Below are 18692 nucleotides of genomic sequence, written 5' to 3'. Positions count from 1 at the left end.
GCGCCGATGACCACGCCGATGACCACCACCGCCCTGTCCGACACCGCCCCCTCCCCCGATCCCGTCCGCCAGATCGTCCCGCCCGAGGACCGGTACGCCACCGAGCTGGCCTTCCTCGCCGCGTACGACGACGGACCGCGCCCGCCCGCCTGGCGGCTCACCCCGCGTGCCGTCGTCACGTTCGTCATGGGCAGCGACGGCCGCGCGCTGAAGCTGCCCGAGGACGTCGAGGCGCCCGACGGGGTGCCGCGCCGCTTGGCGGTGGAGGGCAAGTTCGTCGGCGACCGGGCGCTGGTGGAGCGGTGCGTGGTCACGCTGGCCGGGGAGCGCGGGCTGCTGCTCGTCGGCGAGCCCGGTACCGCCAAGTCGATGCTGTCCGAGCTGCTGTCCACCGCCGTGTGCGGCACCAGCGGCCTGGTCGTGCAGGGCACGGCGGGCACGACGGAGGACCAGCTCAAGTACGGCTGGAACTACGCCCTGTTGCTCGCGCAGGGGCCGAGCCGGCAGGCGCTGGTGCCCTCGCCGGTGTTGACCGCCATGTCCCGGGGCGCCATCGCCCGGGTCGAGGAGGTCACCCGCTGTCTGCCCGAGGTGCAGGACTCGCTGGTCTCGCTGCTGTCGGAGCGGCGCATCGCCGTACCCGAACTGGCGGGCAGCGACGACGCGTTGGCGCATGCCGCGCCCGGCTTCAACCTGATCGCCACGGCCAACCTGCGCGACAGGGGCGTCTCGGAGATGTCCGCGGCCCTCAAGCGTCGCTTCAACTTCGAGACGGTCGGCCCGATTCCGGACCTCGACGCGGAGACCGCGCTGGTGCGCAGCCAGGCGCGGGCGTCGGTGGAGCGGGCCGGGGCGCCCTTCCAGGTCGACGACGCCGTGTTGGAGGCTCTGGTCACCGCCTTCCGCGATCTGCGGGAGGGCCGGTCGGCGGAGGGCTGGGAGGTGGAGCGGCCGTCCACGGTGATGAGCACCGCGGAGGCCGTGTCCGTCGCGGGCGCGCTGGCGCTCGCGGCGGCGTACTTCCCGGGGGACCGTGACGTGCTGGGTCTGCTGCCGGGCCATCTGCTCGGCGTCGTCCGCAAGGACGACCCCGCCGACGCGGCCCGGCTGCGCGGCTACTGGGACGGTCCTGTCCGTCGCCGCGCCGAACAGGGCTCGGCCACCTGGCGCACCCTGTGGGACCTGCGCACGGTCCTGGAGGGCTGACGGCGTGTCCCTCCACCCCACGGCACCGGGCGCCCCGGCCGAGGCGCTCGCCGGCCTCACCGACCCGGCCGCGCCCTACCTCATCGGCGTACGGCACCACGCGCCGTCGCTGGCCGCCGCCGTGCCCGCGCTGCTGGACGAGGCGAAGCCGGACGTGGTGCTCGTCGAGCTGCCGGCCGAGATGCAGGAGTGGCTGCCCTGGCTCGGGCACGAGGAGACCCGGGCCCCCGTGGCGCTCGCCGCGGCGCCCGGTGACAGCAGGGGCGGCGGGGGCGGCGGGGGTCCGGCGTTCTATCCGTTCGCCGACTTCTCGCCCGAGCTGGCCGCCGTGCGCTGGGCCGCCCGGCACGATGTCCCGGTGATCGCCTGCGACCTGCCCCTCACGGACCGGGCGTGGGCCGAGGGGCGCGACGGCGGCACGGCGCAGGGTGGTGCGAGCGGGCTCGCCGACGCGCTCCGCGCCCGCCTCACCGGCCGCCCCGGCGACGATCTGTGGGACCGGCTCGTCGAGGCCACCGCCCCGGGCTCCCCGCCCGAGGCCCTGCGCCGGGCGGCCCTGCTGACGGGGTGGGCGCTGCGCGAGGACGCGGCCGCCTCCGGCGGGGTGCCCGAGCTGGATCTGCGGCGGGAACGGTGGATGCGGTCCCGTATCGCCGAGGCCACCGCCGACGGCGCCCGGGCCGCCGTGATCATCGGCGCCTTCCACGCCCCGGCGCTGACGGGGACGGCCCTCGGCGAACAGAACACCGTCGCCGAGCGGCCCGGGCAGGAGCGGCCCGAGCTCTCTCACTCCGGCGCCGCCGGGCGGGCAGCGCCGTCCGGCTCGGCCGTGCCCGAGCAGGGCGGAGCTTCCGTCCAGGTCGGCGACGGGCCGAACTCGTGGACCACCTCCCTGATCCCCTACTCCTATGCGCTGCTGGACGAGCGCTCCGGTTATCCGGCCGGGATCCGGGACCCGGAGTGGCAGGGCATGGTGTGGCGGGCGGCGGGGGATCCGGCCGCGTTGGAGGAGGCGCTGACGCGGGCGGCCGTGCGGGTCTGTGCGGAGTTGCGGGGTCTCGGGCATCCGTCGGGGCCCGCCGACGCGCGGGAGATCAGCCGGCTGGCCTCGGATCTGGCCCGGCTGCGCGGGCTGCCCGCGGCGGGCCGGGGCGAGTTGGTCGAGGCCGTGCAGACGGTCCTTGCGCAGGGCGAGCCGTACGGGCGGGGGCGGGCCGTGGCGCGGGCGATGGAGCGGGGGCTCGTCGGCACGCGTACCGGCCGGCCCGCGCCGGACGCGCCGCGCAGTGGTCTCGCCCCGGCGGTCGAGGACGAGGTGGCGGGGCTGCGCCTGCCCGGACCGGAGAGCTCCTCCGGCCCGGCCCGGGAGTTGCGGCTCGACCCGCTGCGTTCGGATCTCGACCGGCGCCGTGAGCTGCTGTTGCGGCGGCTGACGGTGTGCGGGGTGCCGTACGGGGAGGCGAAGGAGGTCGTCGGGGCGGGCGGCGCCGAGGCCCTCACCTCGCGTTGGGAGGTGCGCTGGACGCCGGCGACTGCGGCCATGCTGACCGCGGCCGGCGTGCGCGGGGTCACCGCCGCCCAGGCCGCCGAGGGCGTGCTGCGCGAACGGCGGCGCACGGAGCGGGACGAGGGCGGTTCGACGGCCGCCCAGGTGCTGCAAGGGCTCGTGGAAGCCGCGGAGTGCGGCCTGCCGCCGCTCGCGGACGAACGCCTCGACGACGTCGCCGAGGTGCTGCCGCACTCCGGCACGCTGCCTGAACTCCTCGCCGCCCTGGCCCTGTTGGACCGGCTGCGGGCCGGTCACGTGCCGGGGCTCGGCGCCGACGAGGACCGTACGGCGCGTGCGGCCGGCGTCGGCGAGCTGCTCACCGCTGCGGCGGTGCGGCAGGTGGACGGTCTGACCGGTTCCGAGGACCCGGCCGACGCCCACGGCCTGCTCGAACTCGCCCACCGCGCCGACCTGTTGGGCGGAATCCGGCTCACTGACGCGCTCGCCCGACTGGCCGCCGCCGGCTCCCCGCTGATGCGCGGCGCCGCCGGAGCGGTCCGGGTGCTGCTCGGGCAGGAGGACGCCCGGGCCTTCGGCGACCGTGTCGCCTCGTGGGTCGACGGGGCCGCGGATCCCGACGCGCGGTCGGCGCTGACCGCCCGGCTGAGTGGGCTGCTCACCGCCGCGGGCCCGCTGCTGGAAGCCGCGGCGCCTGCGCTGGAGCCCCTGCTCGACCGGGTCTCGGAGCTACCCGACCGGGAGTTCCTCGACCGGCTTCCCGCGCTGCGGGGCGGCTTCGACACGCTGAGCCCCGCCGCCCGCGACCGTCTCCTCGCGGCCGTCGAGGAACGCCTCGGCACCAGGAACGTCGCCGACACCGACGGCGTCGACCCGGCCGCGCTCGCCGCCTGGACCGGAGCGGACCTCGCGGCCCGCGCCGCCCTGCGGTCGCTGGGGCTGCTGCCCGCGCCGCGCGACGACGCACCGTCGCCGACCCCCGACGCCGTCGCCCCCGGCACCGGCACCGGCACCGGCATGGCCTCAGCAGGCGAAGACCGCCGCCTCGCTCCCGCCGACCGCTGGCGGCTCGTCCTGGGCCGCCGCAGCGAGCGGCTCCCTTCGTCCGCCCGCTCGTTGGCGACGGCGCTGGACGAGCTGTACGGCAGCGGGCGCGGCGAGGGCAGCCGTGGGGATCTGACGGGCCCGGGGTCCGGCGGCGGCCGGGACGTGCCGTATCCCGGGGTGCGGGAGTGGTCGGAAGAACTGGCGGCGCTGTTCGGGCCGGGCATCCGCGAGGAGGTGCTGGCGGCGGCCGCCGCGTCGGGCCGGGGCGACGTGCTCACGCAGCTGGACGCGGACAGCGTGCGCCCCTCGGTCGATCTGCTGCGCACGGTGCTGCGGCACGCGGGCGGGCTGCCCGAGGCCCGGCTGGCCGCGCTGCGTCCGCTCGTCCGGCGGCTGGTCGACGCGCTGACCCGACAGCTCGCCACCCGGCTGCGGCCCGCCCTGCACGGCACGACGCTGCCGCGCCCCAGCCGGCGTCCGGGCGGCGGCCTCGACCTGCCCCGTACGCTGCGCGCCAACCTGGCGACCGCGCGGCGCGGCCCCGACGGCACGGTCCACGTCATCCCCGAACGCCCGGTGTTCCGCACCCGGGCGCGACGGGCCGCCGACTGGCGGCTGATCCTCGTCACGGACGTGTCGGGGTCCATGGAGGCGTCCACGGTGTGGGCCGCGCTCACGGCGTCGGTGCTGGCCGGGGTGCCGACCCTGTCCACGCACTTCCTGGCGTTCTCCACGGAGGTCATCGACCTCACCGGCCAGGTCGACGACCCGTTGTCGCTGCTGCTGGAGGTCAGCGTCGGCGGCGGCACGCACATCGCGGCGGGGCTGCGGCACGCGCGCGAGCTCGTCACCGTGCCGTCGCGGACGCTCGTCGTGCTCGTGAGCGACTTCGAGGAGGGCTACCCGCTCGGCGGGCTGCTCGCCGAGGTGCGCGCGCTGGTCGGGGCGGGCTGTCACGTCTTGGGCTGCGCGAGCCTCGACGACACCGGCAGGCCCCGCTACTCCACGGGCGTCGCGGGTCGGCTCGTCGCCGCGGGGATGCCCGTCGCCGCCCTCAGTCCGCTCGAACTCGCCCGCTGGGTAGGGGAGAAGATCGCATGAGCACGAGTCCGGCCCTGCCTCCGGTCGCCCCGTCCGTCACCGCGGAACTCGTCGAGGCGCTCTCACCCCGGCTGCGCAAGCGGCTGGACGCGGGGATCGCCAAGCTGGCGGCTCGTCCGGTCGTCCGCGAGGGCGACACCGTACGGATCTCCGTGGACGAGGACACCGACCTCGAACTGCAGGCGCCGGGCGGCACGGTGGCCAGTGCGGACGCGATCCGCTGCGGTTGTCTGCTCGCCCCCGGCTGTCTGCACCGCGCCGCGGCGGCCTCGGCCGCGCCGGTCGCCGACGCCACACCCGACACGGCGCCCGCGTCCTCACCGCACGCGCGGCCGGACGCGCAGACGGGCGCGGGAGACGAGACGGAAGAGGAGGCGGCACAGGGCTCGGAGCCGGAGACCGCCGACCCGGCCCAACTCGCCGCCGCACGGGCCGTGTACGACGCGTCGGCGGCTGTCCTCGAAGCCGGTGCGGACGGCTCCGGCGCCGTGCTCCAGGCGGAGCTCCTGCGCGCCGCGCACACCGCGCGACTGGCGGGACTCCCCCGGGCCGCCGCCTCGGCGGTCTCCGTGGTCACCGGGATCCGCGCGGCCCGCTCCGCCGACCCCGGCTACCGGCAACCCGACCTCGTGGACGCCCTGCGCACCGTCCTCGGCGTGGCCCACCGGCTGCCCTCCGCGAGCGGCCCGGACCTGGCTGAACTGCGCGGCGCCGTACGACAGCCGTACACCCCGGACGGCTCGCTGCGCCTGTACGGCGTCTTCTCCGAGCCGGTGTCGACGGCGACCGGGTACGCGGGCGCGGTCACCTGGACCGCCGACGCCGAGGGCCGCCTCTACACGGTGTCCGACGTGGCCCCGGGCGGCCCGAGCCGGGCGACCGGGGCCGCCGACCGTGCCGTCCGGATCGGCGACACCGCCCTGACCCACCGTGAGCTGTCGCGCGCGGGGCTCGCGGTCTCCGGGGCGACCGTCTCGCCGACGGGGCGGCTCGGCGCGGGAGCGGGGGTGCGGGCGGTGCGCGCGTCCGGCGCCGCCTGGGACGCGGAGCCGCTGGAGAGGCTGTGGGCGGTACCCGTCACCGAGCAGGTGGCCCGCGCTCTGAGCGGTGGCCATGGCCTGCTCTTCCTCGACGTCACTCTGGCGGGCACGGTCCGTGAGGCGGCCGGCGACTGTCTGCTGGCCGACTGCGACGGCCTCCCGCTCCGGCTGGCCACGGCCCACGAGGACCCCGCGCTCCCGTACCGCGACAACCTCCGCCTGTTGGCCGCCGCCCGGGGCAGCCGGCTGCGGGTCGTCGCGCGGCTGGCGCCGGGGCCGCTCCCGCGCGCGCTGCTGCTCGCCGCGGAGCATCCCGCCCGACCGGACGCCCGGGTGGACCTGGGCCTGGACCGCCTGCAACACGCGGACCTGCCCGCCTCCGGGACGGCCCCCGCCGCCACTCCCGCTCCCGTGGAGGACGAGGCGCCGCTGCATCTCCTGCGCCGCCGCGTGCACCAGGCCGTGTCCGGCGGCCGTCGGGTGCTGGCCTTCCCGGACAGCGGGGCGGGCGACGGCGGGCGGCTGCGGCGCGTCGGTCTCGCCACCGCGGGCGACCTCCTCGACGACCTGCGGGCCGCCGCCGCGGACCGCTCCCGCGACGCCTTCGGCCGACTGCTGCCCGCCGACACCGGCCGCTTCGCCCGCGCCTGGCTGGCCGCGGCCGTCTACACCTCCGAGGTCGAACGGGCGCTGTGCGCGACGGCCTGGGGCGCGCGGACGGAGGCGGTCCCGGCGGTGCTGTGAAGACGCGAGCCGATGCCCGCCTCTTTAGGTCAGGATCTGACCTCGATGGCTCCTAACGTGGTCCTCGACCGCGGAACAGCCTTCAGGGCAGTAACGGAAGAAGAGGACCATGAGCGACTCCACCACCCTCGCCCAGACCGTCACCGGCGAGCGCGCCGACCTGCTGGAGGCGCTCGCCAAGCAGCGGCACTTCCTGCGCTTCACCACCCGCGACCTCACCGACGAGCAGGTCGGGCAGCGGACCACGGCCAGCGAGCTGTGTCTCGGCGGCCTGATCAAACACGTCACGTCGGTCGAACGGTCTTGGGCGGCGTTCATCCAGGAGGGCCCGTCGGCGATGCCCGACTTCACCAGCATGACCCAGGAGGACTTCGCCCAGCGGGCCGACGAGTTCCGCATGCTGCCGGGTGAGACGTTGGCGGGGGTGCTGAAGGAGTACGACGAGGTGGCGCGCCGTACCGACGAGCTGGTCGCGACCCTGCCCGACCTCAACGCGGACCACCCCCTGCCGTCGGCCCCGTGGTTCGAGCCGGGCGTGCGCTGGTCGGCCCGCCGGGTCCTGCTGCACATCGTCGCCGAGACCGCGCAGCACGCCGGTCACGCCGACATCATCCGCGAGTCCCTGGACGGGTCGAAGAGCATGGGCTGACCTCAGCTGCTCCCGAAGACCTCCGTGACGTCCAGGACGTGGGTCTGCCAGGGCTCCAGGGCGACGAACAGGCCCCGGTCGGCCAGTTCGTCGCCGTCGCGGTCGTACGACTGCGCGGTGAGCAGGTCCGTCAGGCGGAGCGGGCGCCCGCGCAGGTCGCCCCAGGGCAGGGGCAGCCGGGCCTGGGCCGGCTGGTCGGAGTCGTTGACGACGACCAGGTGGCGGGCGTCGGCGTCCGTCCACGTCCAGGCCAGCAGGTTGCGGTGGCTGTCGTTGTCCGGCCAGCCCGTCGGGGCGAGTGGCCGCCACTGGCCCCGGCAGGCGGCGGCCGCGGCCGGCAGCAGTCGGCGGTGGAAGTCGCGCAGCGGCTCGTCGACGGGCTCCTGCGGTCTGCGGGCGAGGAACACCGGTGGACGGACCCGGCGTCCCTCGACGTCCACGTCCGCCGGTACCTGCGGGGCGGCCACTTCGGGTCCGGCCCGCACTTCGCCGGAAGCTGCGGCGGAGCACGACCTCATCGACGCGATCTACGAGCAACTGCCCGGCATCGTCGCCCGTCAGTACTTCACCCGCAGGCTCGACGAAGGCGCCGATGCCGGCGCCCTGAGCGCCGTCAACCGCACCAACGCCGGGGCGCTCTTCCCCCGCCCGGCCACCGTTCCCCGCCGGTCGCGTCACGTCCGGCTGCGACGCCTGCGCCACTCCGCTCAACGGGCCGCCGTCCGCCTGGTCTTCAAGCTCGTCCACCCCCGCGACAACTGGGGCCGCCCATCACGGCCAACGGTCGGCCCCTCACGGCCGGTTCGCGGGCTGTGCGGTGAGGCGGATCAGCAGGACGGCCGGGGTGCGCGGGAGCGAGACCCGCAGCCCGCTGCCGTCCCAGACCGCCGAGCCGGCGGTCGCGGCGGACGGGTGCAGGATCTCCGCCCGTACTGCGCTGCCCGCCAAGTGCCTGACGGGCAGCCGGAGTTCAGGCTCACCACCACGGCGCCAGACAGAGACGTACGACGTCCGGTCGTCGGGCGTCCGCATCCCCAGGGCCAGCCACTCGTCCGTCCACTCGGGCAGGCCGAGCGGCCAGAACGGCGCGGCCTGTGCGAGATCCCCGCGGATCGTCCGGTACGCGCCCACCGCATCGCGCACCAGGGCTAGTTGACGCTGCGTCATCCGATCCAGATGGCCCGAGAGATGGATGCGTCCGAGGAGGGCGCCGCCGAGGGTGAAGGTGATCAGGTCGTCGTCGTAGCCGGGCTGCGGGTAGGCCCAGACGGCCCCCTGTTCGGGCGGGGCGGCCGTCGGCGCGGCGGCGGCGATGGGCGGGTAGCGCAACGGGTCCTGCTGATCGCTGGTGGACTGGAGCTGGGTGACGGCCAGCGTCGCGCCGTCCATCCGCATGCCGCCCGAGGCGCAGTTCTCGACGACCAGACCGGGGTGGCGGTCGAGCACCTCGGACAGCCAGTCCAGGTAGGCCTGGGCGTGGCCGAGCAGTCCGGCCCCCGGTGCGAGGTCGCCGGGCGCGCAGGTGCCCGGGTCGATCACGATGTTGTAGTCGAGCTTGAGGTAACCCACGCCCCAGTCGCCGACGATGCGGTCCACTGTCCGGTCCAGGTGCGCGCGGGCCGCCGGATGCCGTAGGTCGAGCTGGTGGCGGCCCTGTTCGGCGAGGCGTACGCCGTCGCGCTGGAAGAAGGCGTCCGGCGGCAGCGCGGCGGCGACGGGGCTGCGCACCCCGACGACCTCCGGCTCCAGCCACAGCCCGGGCACCATGCCCCGTTCCCGGATCCGCTCCAGGACCGCCCGGATCCCGCCGCCGGGGAAGCGGCGCGAGGAGGGCAGCCACTCGCCGACGCTGTCCCACCAGCCGTCGGCGTCGTCGTACCAGCCGGAGTCGACGCAGAAGTACTCCGCTCCGGCCTCGGCCGCCGCGTCGATCAGGGGCAGCAGTTTCTCCGTCGTCGGGTCGCCCATCAGCGTGTTCATGTAGTCGTTGAAGACGACGGGGAGCGCCGTGTGGTCCGGGTGCGGGCGGCGGACGGCACGGCGGTACGAGGTCAGCGCGCCCATCGCCGCGTCGAACCCGGCGCCGAGGGCCAGGACGCCGGGAACCGTGGTGAACTCCGCGTCGGGGGCGAGGCGGACCCGCCACTGGTGCTCCGCGTCCGTGGGGCCGTTCAGCGCCAGACAGGTACGGCGGGCGCGTTCGCCCAGGTCCCAGCGCCAGCCGGCCGGGGACTCGACCTGCCACAGCCAGGTCCGGCCGCTCCCCCGCTCGGTCAGCGCGCCCATCGGCAGATGCCCGTCGGTGGGCCAGCTGCCGCGTCCGGTGAGGGCGAGGGCGGCCCGGCTGTCGTGCTGGTGGGCGTCGACGTTGATGTCGGCGACCGTGTCGCGCAGCGGCTCGGCGTACCAGCGGCACTCCGCGAGCCAGTCGTTGCGGGCCCGGTGCACGTCGAGGTCGTCCGGCGAGGGCAGGCCGCCGAGCAGCAGACTGCTCACGGACTGGACGACGACAGGCTCGGCGCCCTCGTTGCGCAGCCGGACGCGGGAGCACAGGACGGGCAGTCCGGCGGGGGACGTCAGCTCGACGAACGCCGTCAACCCGGTTGCCCTGTCGTGGAGTTCGACGGTCAGCCACTGTTCTTCGGGGCCGCTGCCGCTGAGATGCGAACGGTAGCGGAGCCGCGAGCCGAGGGCCGTGCCCGTGAAGCGTGGGCCGGACCAGCCGCTGCCGTGGCCGAGAGCGGTCAGCTCGACGAGGGGGAGGGCGGATTCGGGGTCCGGGGCGGACCCGGTGTCGTCGTCGGCCCGGTCCAGCCGGAGCAGTCGCAACGTCCCGTCGGGAGCGGTGCCGAACTCGATCTCAAGGGCCGGATGAGCCCAACTGAACCGAACCTGTGGGTAGTTGATGACTCTCCGCATCGCATCCGCCGTACCGGTCAAGGTGCTTCCCCTCCCGACCCCGCCCCTGTCGGTGCGCCGGCGGCGGTCGCGTCACTCGCGTGAATCCCTCGTTACGGTCTCTTGACGACCTCTGTGTGACCGGTCACAATCCTGGCATGAATGTGACCGGTCACACAAGGCGTCCGGCGAGCATCCGGGACGTCGCGACGGCCGCCGGAGTCTCGTACCAGACGGTCTCCCGGGTGATCAACGGGCATCCCAGCGTCAAGCCCGCGACCCGGGAGCGGGTGCTCGCCGCCATCGACGAGCTGGGGTTCCGTCGCAACGCGACCGCGCTCGCCCTGGCCAGCGGGCGCAGCCGGGCCGTGACCGTGCTCACCGCCAACACCACCCACTACGGCTACGCCTCCATCCTCCAGGGCATCGAGGAGGCGGCCCGCGCCGCGTCCTACGCGGTGGGCATCGGCGTCCTGGAGTCGGCGGACGAGCCCGCGGTCGCCGCCGAGGTGCAGCGGGCGGCGGACGCGAGCGGCGGACTGATCGTGATCGCCTACGATCCGGCCGGCGTCCGGGCCCTGACCGCCGTCCCCGCCGGACTGCCCGTCGTCGGGGTGGTCGAGACGCCCGCGAGCCCGCCCGCGGGCGACCGGCCCTGGGTGTGGACCGACGACCGCGAGGCCGCCTACCAGGCGACCCGGCATCTGCTCTCCCTCGGCCACGAGACCGTGCACTACGTGGCCATCCCGTCCAGCACCCGGCGCACCGGCGCCCGCACCACCGGCTGGCGCGAGGCGCTCAAGGAGGCCGGGGCTGCGCAACCCCGTCCCGTGCAGGGCAGTTGGGGTCCGGCGGGCGGTCACGCGGCGGGCCGCAGGCTCGCCCGGGACCCGGCCGTCACCGCGATCCTGTGCGGCAACGACGACCTCGCCCTCGGGGTGCTCCGCGCCCTGCACGAGGCAGGTCGGTCCGTCCCCGGCGAGGTCAGTGTGGCCGGGTTCGACGACGCACCGCACTCCGCCTACCTCACGCCGTCCCTGACGACGGTGCGACTGGACTTCACCGGCCTCGGCAGGTCCGCCTTCGCCCTGCTGCACGGGGCGCTGGAGGAGTCCGCGCAGATCGCCCCGCACCCCGTCTCCGTACCGGAGCTGGTGGTGCGGGAGAGCTCGGGGGCCGCGCCCGCCCGCCACTGAACACCCCTACGAGCCCCACGGATACGTCCCGCAGAAACGAGTCCTGCCTCCTGCACCACCTGCTCCGGAAAGGCACGTGATGATGAGAAGAGCTCTCCCTGCCCTGGCGCTGGCCTGCGCCCTCGGCCTGGCCGCCACCGCGTGCAGCGACCCCACCGCCGCCGACTCCGGCACGGACGCGAAGAAGTCCGCCGTCGACCCGACCGCCCGCCTCGACGGCGTACGGCTGACCATGTGGACGGCGCAGAACACCCTCAACGCGCCCCGCCAGGTCATCGACGCCTTCGAGAAGGCCACCGGCGCGAAGGTGGAGACCCAGGCGATCCCCGACCTCTACGAGCAGAACGTGCCGACCAAGCTCGCCTCCGGCGACCGCCCCGACCTGATGTTCTGGCAGCCGTCGATCTCCACCCTCCCGTTCGTCCAGCCACGGCAGAACCTCCTCACCCTGGACGGCGAGGAGTGGGTCTCCAAGCTCGGCGGCACCGAGAGGTCGCTCGGGGTCATCGACGGCAAGCGGTACGCGGCGATCGTCACCAGCCCCGCCATGCTCGGCGTCTACTACAACAAGGACGTCTTCCGGCGGGCCGGGCTGACCGAGAAGGACTTCCCGAAGTCGTACGACGAGCTGCTGGCGCTCGGTCACACCGTCAAGGACAAGGCCGGCACGGCCGCCTTCTACGAGGCCGGCGGCGACAAGTGGCCCCTGCAGTGGCAGATGCAGGTCCAGCTCACCGACCTCGACCAGCAGTGGTGGGCCGGCCTGAACGAGAACAAGGAGAAATGGACCGACCCGGTGGTCGTCGCCGCGATCAAGAAGTACAAGGAGAAACTGCTCGACGCGGGCCTCGCCCAGAAGAACTACCGCACCGGCACGTTCACAGGGCAGGCGGACGCACTGTGGAACGGTGACGTCGGCATGGTCCTCAACGTCACCTCCTTCCAGAGCCAGTTGCAGGCCAAGCACTCCACCGCGGAGATCGACTCGAAGATCGGCTGGTTCCCGGTCGCCAACTCCTCGGCCACCGGCCTGTACTCCCCCGACCAGACCAACGGGGTCGTCGCCTTCAAGACGGGTGACGAGAAGCGGCAGAACGCGGCCCGGCAGTTCCTCGCCTTCTGGCTCGGTCCCGACTACCCGGCCTACATCAAGGCGATGAAGATCCCGTCCGTGGAGCCGTCCGTGCCCACCCCCGACGGACTTCCACAGACGTCGAAGGCCCAGGTCGCGGCCCTGCCCAAGGCCATCGGGGTGTTCCAGGCCAAGGCGATCGTCGCCCCGGACACACATCTCTACCTCGCCGACATGATCTACGACAAGAAGAGTCCGCAGCAGGTCGCCCAGGCGATCCAGGACCAGTTCGCGCAGGTGGCCAAGGCCCAGGGCGCGCCCGGCTTCTAGACGACACGGGGCTTCCCATGGCGGACACAGCCATACGCACACACGAGCAGGCACCGACGGGCAGCGGACCGAAGCGGGTGGGACGGCTCCCGCGGGCCGCCGTGCACCACCCCTGGTGGTTCGCGCTCCCCGCGATCGCCGTCTTCGCGGGCTTCTTCCTGGTGCCGAACCTGCTCAACTTCTACTACCCGTTCACCGACTGGTCCTCCTACCACCCGGGCATCTCCTTCACCGGCCTCGACAACTTCCGGACCATCGCCGACGACGGCTCGCTGCTGCGCGCCATCCGCACGACCCTGCTGTACGCCGTGCTGGCCGCGCTGTTCCAGAACGGCTTCGGGCTGGCGCTGGCCCTGCTGCTGGAGGCCGACACCCGCTTCAACCGCTTCTTCCGCGCCGTCTTCTTCCTCCCGGTGCTCATCTCCGCGCTCGCCACCGGTTACGTCTTCCAGGCGCTGCTCGACCAGGACGGCGCCGTCAACTCGGTGCTGGGCACGGACATTCCGTGGCTGGGCTCGACCACCTGGACGCTGGTCCTGGTCACCGTCGTGCACGGCTGGAAGTGGATGGGCCTGTCCATGCTGATCTATCTGGCCGGGCTCAAGGGCATTCCCGGCGAGATGCTGGAGGCCGCGAAGTGCGACGGGGCGGGGCCCTGGCGGACCTTTCGGTCGGTGCGCTGGCCGATGCTCGCGCCGGCCCTCACCTTCAACGTGACGACGGCTCTGATCGGGTCGATGAACACCTTCGACATCGTGCAGGCCACGACGGGCGGCGGGCCCGCGGCCTCCACGGAGGTCTTCAACATCTACATGTTCCGGGTCTTCGGACAGGGCCTGTACGCCCAGGCCTCCGCGATGAGCCTCGTCCTGTTCCTGGTCGTGGTCGCCGTCGCGATCCCGCTGGTCGTCGGCCTGCGGCGAAGGGAGCAACTGCTGTGACCGCGCTGATGTGGCGCTACGGCCGCCCGGTCCTCGTCCTCCTCCTGGCCGGCCTCGCCGTCGGCGTGCCGCTGTGGCTGGTCGTCGTCACCTCGGCCAAGCCGCAGGCGGAGGCGCTCAGGCCGAACCTCGACCTGCCGCGGCACTGGCAGCCCGGCAGCAACTACGCGGACGCCCTCGGCGAGGGCGAGATGCTGCGCGGCTTCGTCAACTCGACGCTGGTCGTGGTGCCTTCGGTGGTCCTCGTCCTGGTCCTCGGAGCGGGCGCCGCCTGGGTCTTCGCCCGCCGCAGGTCCTGGCTCGTCTCGGCGGCCTACGCGCTGTGCGTGAGCGGGCTGCTGCTGCCGCCCGCGGTGATCACCATCGTGATGGAGCTGCGGCAGCTGGGGCTCGCGAACACCCGGCCCGGGATGATCGCCGTCTACACCGCGATGTACCTGTCCACGTCGATCTTCTTCATGACGGGGTTCATCCGCGCCATCCCGCTGGAGCTGGAGGAGGCGGCGCGGATCGACGGGGCGCGGCCGCTGCGGATCTTCCTGCGGATCATTCTTCCGCTGCTCAGGCCCGTGATCGCCACCGCGACGATCATGGTGATGCTGTACGCCTGGAGCGATGTCTTCTACTCCTTCTTCGTCCTCGGCGGCGGTGAGCGGGCCACCCTCCCGCTGAACCTCTACAAGGTCGCCTCCGCCCAGCTCTACCTCAACAACTGGCATCTCGTCTTCGCCTACGTCGTGGTGATGAGCCTGCCCATGGTCGCCGTGTTCCTGGTCGGCCAGCGAAAGATCGTGTCCGGAATCACCAATGGAGCCGTCAAATGACCGGAGGTCCAGCAGCGTGAGCCCCCGCACCGGTACGACACCCCGCATACGCACCCGTACGAGAACCGCCCTTGTCACCGCCGTACTTGGAGTCACCGCCATGGCAGGCACCCTCCCCGCAGCAGGCCCGGCGGCAGCCGCGGCCGACCCGCAGCGTCTCACCGTCGACCTCGCCGCCTCCGAGGGCCCGGTGCTGCGCGGCGCCAACGGCGCGCTGTACGGGCTCAGCGACGACGGTGTGCCCAGCGACGCCGCGCTGGAGCCGCTCAAGATCACCAGCATCTCGCAGAAACCGGAGGGCGGCGCCCAGCACCCCAACGGGGACGCGCTCTCCGTCTCCAAGTCGTTCTTCCGCACCGGCGGCGGCGAGATCAACGTCATGATGCAGGACATCTACGCCAAGTGGCCGTACGAGGACCTCGGCATCGACGACTACCTCCCCAAGGTCGACAAGATCGTCAAGGAGGTGTCGGCCGACCCGAACAGCGACCGCTTCGTCTACATCCCGTTCAACGAGCCCGACTGGATCTGGTACGACATCGGCGTCGCCGACCAGGCGCAGTACGAGGTGAACCGCGACCGGTTCTTCAGGGACTGGAAGACGGTGTACCAGCGGATCCGCGCCATCGACCCCGACGCGAGGATCGCCGGCCCCAACGAGACGGGCTACCACACCCGGCTGATGACCGACTTCCTCACGTTCGCCAAGCGGGAGAACGTCCTGCCCCAGGTGCTGACCTGGCACGAGTTGAGTTCCAGCTCGCTCCGGGACTTCCAGGCGCACTACGACGACTACCGTTCCATCGAGCGTCGGTTGGGCATCGCACCGCTGAAGATCAGCATCGACGAGTACGCCAACCGGCGTGACCTGTCGGTGCCGGGCCAACTCGTGCAGTGGGTCTCGATGTTCGAGCGGAACAAGGTGTACGCCAACCAGGCCTACTGGGACGCGGCCGGCAACCTGGACGGCAACGTGGTGCGCACCAACATTCCCAACGGCGGCTGGTGGTTCTTCCGTTGGTACGCCGGACTGACCGGCGACACCGTGAAGGTCACCCCGCCGCACGCCGACACCATCGACACCCTCCAGGGCCTGGCCTCGCTGGACGCCTCGCGCCGCCAGGCCCAGGTGCTGCTCGGCGGCTCGGACGGCGACTCGGACGTCGTGCTGCGCAACGTCCCCCGGTCCGTCTTCGGCCGTACGGTCACCGCGACCGTCGCCGAGGCCGCCTGGTCCGGCTACGAGGGGCAGCACGCCGCCCCGCAGGTCCTCGCCCGGACCAGGCTCAAGGTGGCTGACGACGGTTCGGTGACCGTACCGCTGCGCGGCGGCCACAAGATGTCCGCGTACCGGATCGTGCTCACCCCGGGCGGCGCCGGCGCCCCGTCCCCCGCCGCGGTCCCCTGGTCGGCGTCGTACGAGGCCGAGGACGCGGCCGTCACCGGCGGCCAGATCTACACCCAGGGAACGGTGAGCAACGCCAACGGCTACGCGGCCTCCGGCACCAAGGACGTGGGCTCCCTCAACACCCCTGGCAGCAAAGTGGACTTCACCGTGACGGTCCCGGCGGACGGGACGTACGACCTGGCCGTCCTGTACGGCAACCAGTCCGGCGCTCCCGCGACGCAGAAGCTGTCCGTCGACGGCGCGGCCCCGGTGACGGTGACGTATCCCTCCACGGAGAACTGGACCTACCGCGCCAAGAAGGACCTCGGCGTGGAACTGTCGGCCGGCACGCATGAACTGACCCTCGCCAAGGGCGACGCCGAGGTCACCCTCGACCGCATCGACCTGACCGCGCGCACGGGCGCCCCCTCGGCGTCCTACGAGGCGACGCTCGCGGACATCAGCGGCAGGCCGTCGTACGACTACTCCTCGTCGGCCGGCGTGGGCACGGGCGCCCTCGTCCTGCGCCGGGGCGACAGGGCCGTCTTCGACGTGTACGCCCCGCGCGACGGCTACTACACGGTGGTGCCGCGATCCTCGGCGCCGGTGCAACTCGCCCTGCACGGCGAGAAGGTGACGGCGGCGCCGAGCAGGCCGCTGCGGCTCTACCTGGTGGCTGGCAACAACCGTGTGGCGCTGACCGCCGGACACGCGGCCGTCCGGTCCCTCGACGTCTCGGGCGCGGGCTCGACCACCGGCGTCCTCTCCTACGAGGCCGCGTCCGCCGCCCTCGCGGGAGGGGCGAAGCTCGTCGACTCCGCGCACGCCTCCGGCGGCTCCTACATCGGCGATCTCGGCAACGACCCTGCCAGCACCGCCCAGTTCACGGTGCAGGCGCCCGAGTCCGGCCGCTACGTCCTGGTCGTGTACTACGCGCACAACGACCGCCGTGACAACGGCCACGCCTACAACACCGACATCATGTCCCGTACGGCGGACATCACGGTGGGCGCCGCAGCACCGCGGAAGGTCACCTTCAAGAACACCTGGAGCGTGAACGACTACTGGACACTGGGCGTACCCGTCTCCCTGAAGAAGGGCGCCAACAGCGTGACCTTCGCCAACGCGAACGCGTGGGCCCCGAACATCGACCGCATCGAACTGGGCCGCGTCGTCCGCCAGTCGTAGTCCGATGTGCGCGGCTGATCCCGGGGCGCCCGCGGCGTCCCGGGATCAGCGGCCGACGCCGATGAGTCCCGTCAGATAGCGCCACAGGGAGGAGCGCTGACGGACGGCCGGATCCGGCAGCACCGCCTCCGCCGACTCGGCCGGATCCGCGTCCGGTGCGTCCGCCGACGGCTGCTCCGGCATCGCGGCCAGTTCGTACCGTACGGGAAGTGAGCGCAGGCCCCGCATGAACGGCGAGGAGCGCCACGGCAGTTGGTCGACGGGGAGGGCGAGCTCCAGGTCGGAGAACCGCTCGAACAGCCGGCCCACACCGACCGCGGCGACCGTCGAGGCGAGTTCGCGCGCCGGGCACTGGCGGCGGCCCGCGCCCCACGACAGATGTGCCGGGTGCTGACCGTGGTGCTCGGGCACACGTTGTCGGCGAAGAGCGGGTCGGCGTGCGCCGCCGCGGAGGAGACCCACACCGGATCGCCCGCCCGGATCGTGTAGTTGCCGAGCGGGGTGTCCTCGGCCGCGAACCGCGGCACGAAGTTCACCAGCGGCGGCTTGCGCATCACCACCCGGTTCATGCTCTCCCTGACCATCCCGGCCGACAGACTGGCCCGCACGCCGCCCTCACCCGAGATGACCTCGACCACCGTGTTGGAGATGAGGATGCCGACGTGGTCGGACGTCATGCCCAACAGCATGAACAGCTCACGGGCCAGTTCGTCGAGCGACAGCTCCGGGTGCGCGGCCAGCAGGTAGGAGGGGAAGTCCTCGCCCGGCTTCTCCAGCTTCACCGCCGCGAGTTCGGCCAGCGCCGCCAGCAGCCGCTCCAGCGCGGGCTCCGCGTCCGGACCGGCGTCCAGCACCCGCCACATGTCCATCAGCGCGTCGTCGCCCTGGGAGCCGGGGAAGCCGAGCAGATGGCTGGCCACCATCAGCGGCAGCGGACGGGAGAACTGGGCGGACAGATCCGCCAGACCCGTGCCGCCGGCCTGCCCCACCAGGCTGATCAGTTCGTCGGCGTAGGCGGCGACGGCCGTCTTCAGCCGCTTCGCCTGGGCGTGACGCGGGTCCTGGAACGGTTTGAGAGCCGCGTCCCACGCCGTCCGCAACGGCCGGTAGCCGGGCCCGCCCTGGATCAGTACGTGGTTGACCTCCAGGGACGGCCCGAGCGGCCAGTCGGCCGGCACCCTGCCCTCCGAGCGGGCCCGCCAGTTTTCCAGCCCCTTCGGCCAGTCGGCGTCGTCCTGGAGCACGTCGAGCGCCTCGCGGTAGCCCAGGACCAACCAGGCGGGCACGCCCAGGAGATCGACCGGAGCGACCGGGCCGTGCTGCTGGCGCAGCCTCTCGTACACGAGTGAGGGCCGCGTCTCGTAGTCCCGGGTCAGCAGCGGTTGCGGAGTCATCGTCTCCAACCGCGCGCCGTCCAGGTCCACGGATGCGCCGTCGCCCACCTGGGATTCCATGCTCTGCCGCCCCTCCGACACTCCCCGTACCGGCGCGTTTTCATGAGGTAGCCGGAACCGGGGGGACCATATCCCAGACCACGCCTGCGGTGAACCGCGGGGGCAGGC

At 73.3% G+C, this 18692-nt stretch carries 11 protein-coding genes and 1 pseudogene; 9 read left to right on the top strand and 3 right to left on the bottom strand.

The features are described 5' to 3' along the window. Nucleotides 1–18: 18 nt before the first annotated feature. The 4 genes from ACIBAF_RS20510 (at nt 19) to ACIBAF_RS20495 (ending at nt 7294) form a co-directional block, all read left to right on the top strand. Nucleotides 19–1206 carry an AAA family ATPase gene (locus ACIBAF_RS20510; RefSeq protein ID WP_399464771.1) on the top strand — a complete coding sequence of 396 codons (1188 nt, stop codon included), beginning with the start codon at nt 19–21 and terminating at the stop codon, nt 1204–1206. 4 nt (nt 1207–1210) lie between these two features. After that, complete coding sequence (locus ACIBAF_RS20505) at nt 1211–4861, top strand: DUF5682 family protein (protein ID WP_399464636.1); 3651 nt, start codon at nt 1211–1213, stop codon at nt 4859–4861. Further along, the gene (locus ACIBAF_RS20500) at nt 4858–6645 is read left to right on the top strand and encodes a hypothetical protein (RefSeq protein WP_399464635.1); all 1788 of its coding nucleotides are present in this window, start codon (nt 4858–4860) and stop codon (nt 6643–6645) included. Before ACIBAF_RS20505 ends, ACIBAF_RS20500 begins: the two co-directional genes overlap by 4 nt. Nucleotides 6646–6754: 109 nt before the next feature. Next, nucleotides 6755–7294: a DinB family protein gene (locus ACIBAF_RS20495; protein WP_399464634.1), complete on the top strand. Its 540-nt coding sequence runs from the start codon at nt 6755–6757 to the stop codon at nt 7292–7294. A gap of 2 nt (nt 7295–7296) precedes the next feature. On the opposite strand, the gene ACIBAF_RS20490 is transcribed toward ACIBAF_RS20495, so the two are convergent. Together ACIBAF_RS20490 and ACIBAF_RS20485 are read right to left on the bottom strand one after the other, a co-directional pair. After that, a complete protein-coding gene (locus tag ACIBAF_RS20490; protein ID WP_399464633.1) occupies nt 7297–7812 on the bottom strand; it encodes a hypothetical protein in 516 nt (171 codons plus the stop codon). Nucleotides 7813–8086: 274 nt separating this feature from the next. Then, on the bottom strand, nt 8087–10213 hold the full coding sequence (locus ACIBAF_RS20485) for an alpha-galactosidase (protein WP_399464632.1): 2127 nt from the start codon (nt 10211–10213) through the stop codon (nt 8087–8089). Nucleotides 10214–10350: 137 nt separating this feature from the next. Here ACIBAF_RS20485 and ACIBAF_RS20480 point away from each other — a divergent pair, with 137 nt between their 5' ends. The 5 genes from ACIBAF_RS20480 to ACIBAF_RS20460 all read left to right on the top strand — a co-directional run bounded on the left by ACIBAF_RS20480 (nt 10351) and on the right by ACIBAF_RS20460 (nt 17130). Further along, nucleotides 10351–11388: a LacI family DNA-binding transcriptional regulator gene (locus tag ACIBAF_RS20480; protein WP_399464631.1), complete on the top strand. Its 1038-nt coding sequence runs from the start codon at nt 10351–10353 to the stop codon at nt 11386–11388. 79 nt (nt 11389–11467) lie between these two features. Beyond that, nucleotides 11468–12790, top strand: a complete 1323-nt coding sequence (locus ACIBAF_RS20475; RefSeq protein WP_399464630.1) for an ABC transporter substrate-binding protein — start codon at nt 11468–11470, stop codon at nt 12788–12790. Between the two features lie 17 nt (nt 12791–12807). Beyond that, entirely contained in the window at nt 12808–13731 is a 924-nt protein-coding gene (locus ACIBAF_RS20470; protein WP_399464629.1) for a carbohydrate ABC transporter permease, read from the top strand. Between the two features lie 8 nt (nt 13732–13739). Next, complete coding sequence (locus tag ACIBAF_RS20465; RefSeq protein ID WP_399464770.1) at nt 13740–14555, top strand: carbohydrate ABC transporter permease; 816 nt, start codon at nt 13740–13742, stop codon at nt 14553–14555. Nucleotides 14556–14655: 100 nt separating this feature from the next. Beyond that, nucleotides 14656–17130 carry a CBM35 domain-containing protein gene (locus tag ACIBAF_RS20460; RefSeq protein ID WP_399464628.1) on the top strand — a complete coding sequence of 825 codons (2475 nt, stop codon included), beginning with the start codon at nt 14656–14658 and terminating at the stop codon, nt 17128–17130. 45 nt (nt 17131–17175) lie between these two features. On the opposite strand, the pseudogene ACIBAF_RS20455 reads toward ACIBAF_RS20460, so the two are convergent. After that, nucleotides 17176–18584, bottom strand: a pseudogene (locus ACIBAF_RS20455) (cytochrome P450). Nucleotides 18585–18692: the final 108 nt, after the last annotated feature.

Source organism: Streptomyces sp. NPDC051677 (genome assembly GCF_044453465.1).
Classification (GTDB): Bacteria; Actinomycetota; Actinomycetes; order Streptomycetales; family Streptomycetaceae; genus Streptomyces.
This window is presented reverse-complemented; position numbering and strand designations above follow the sequence as displayed.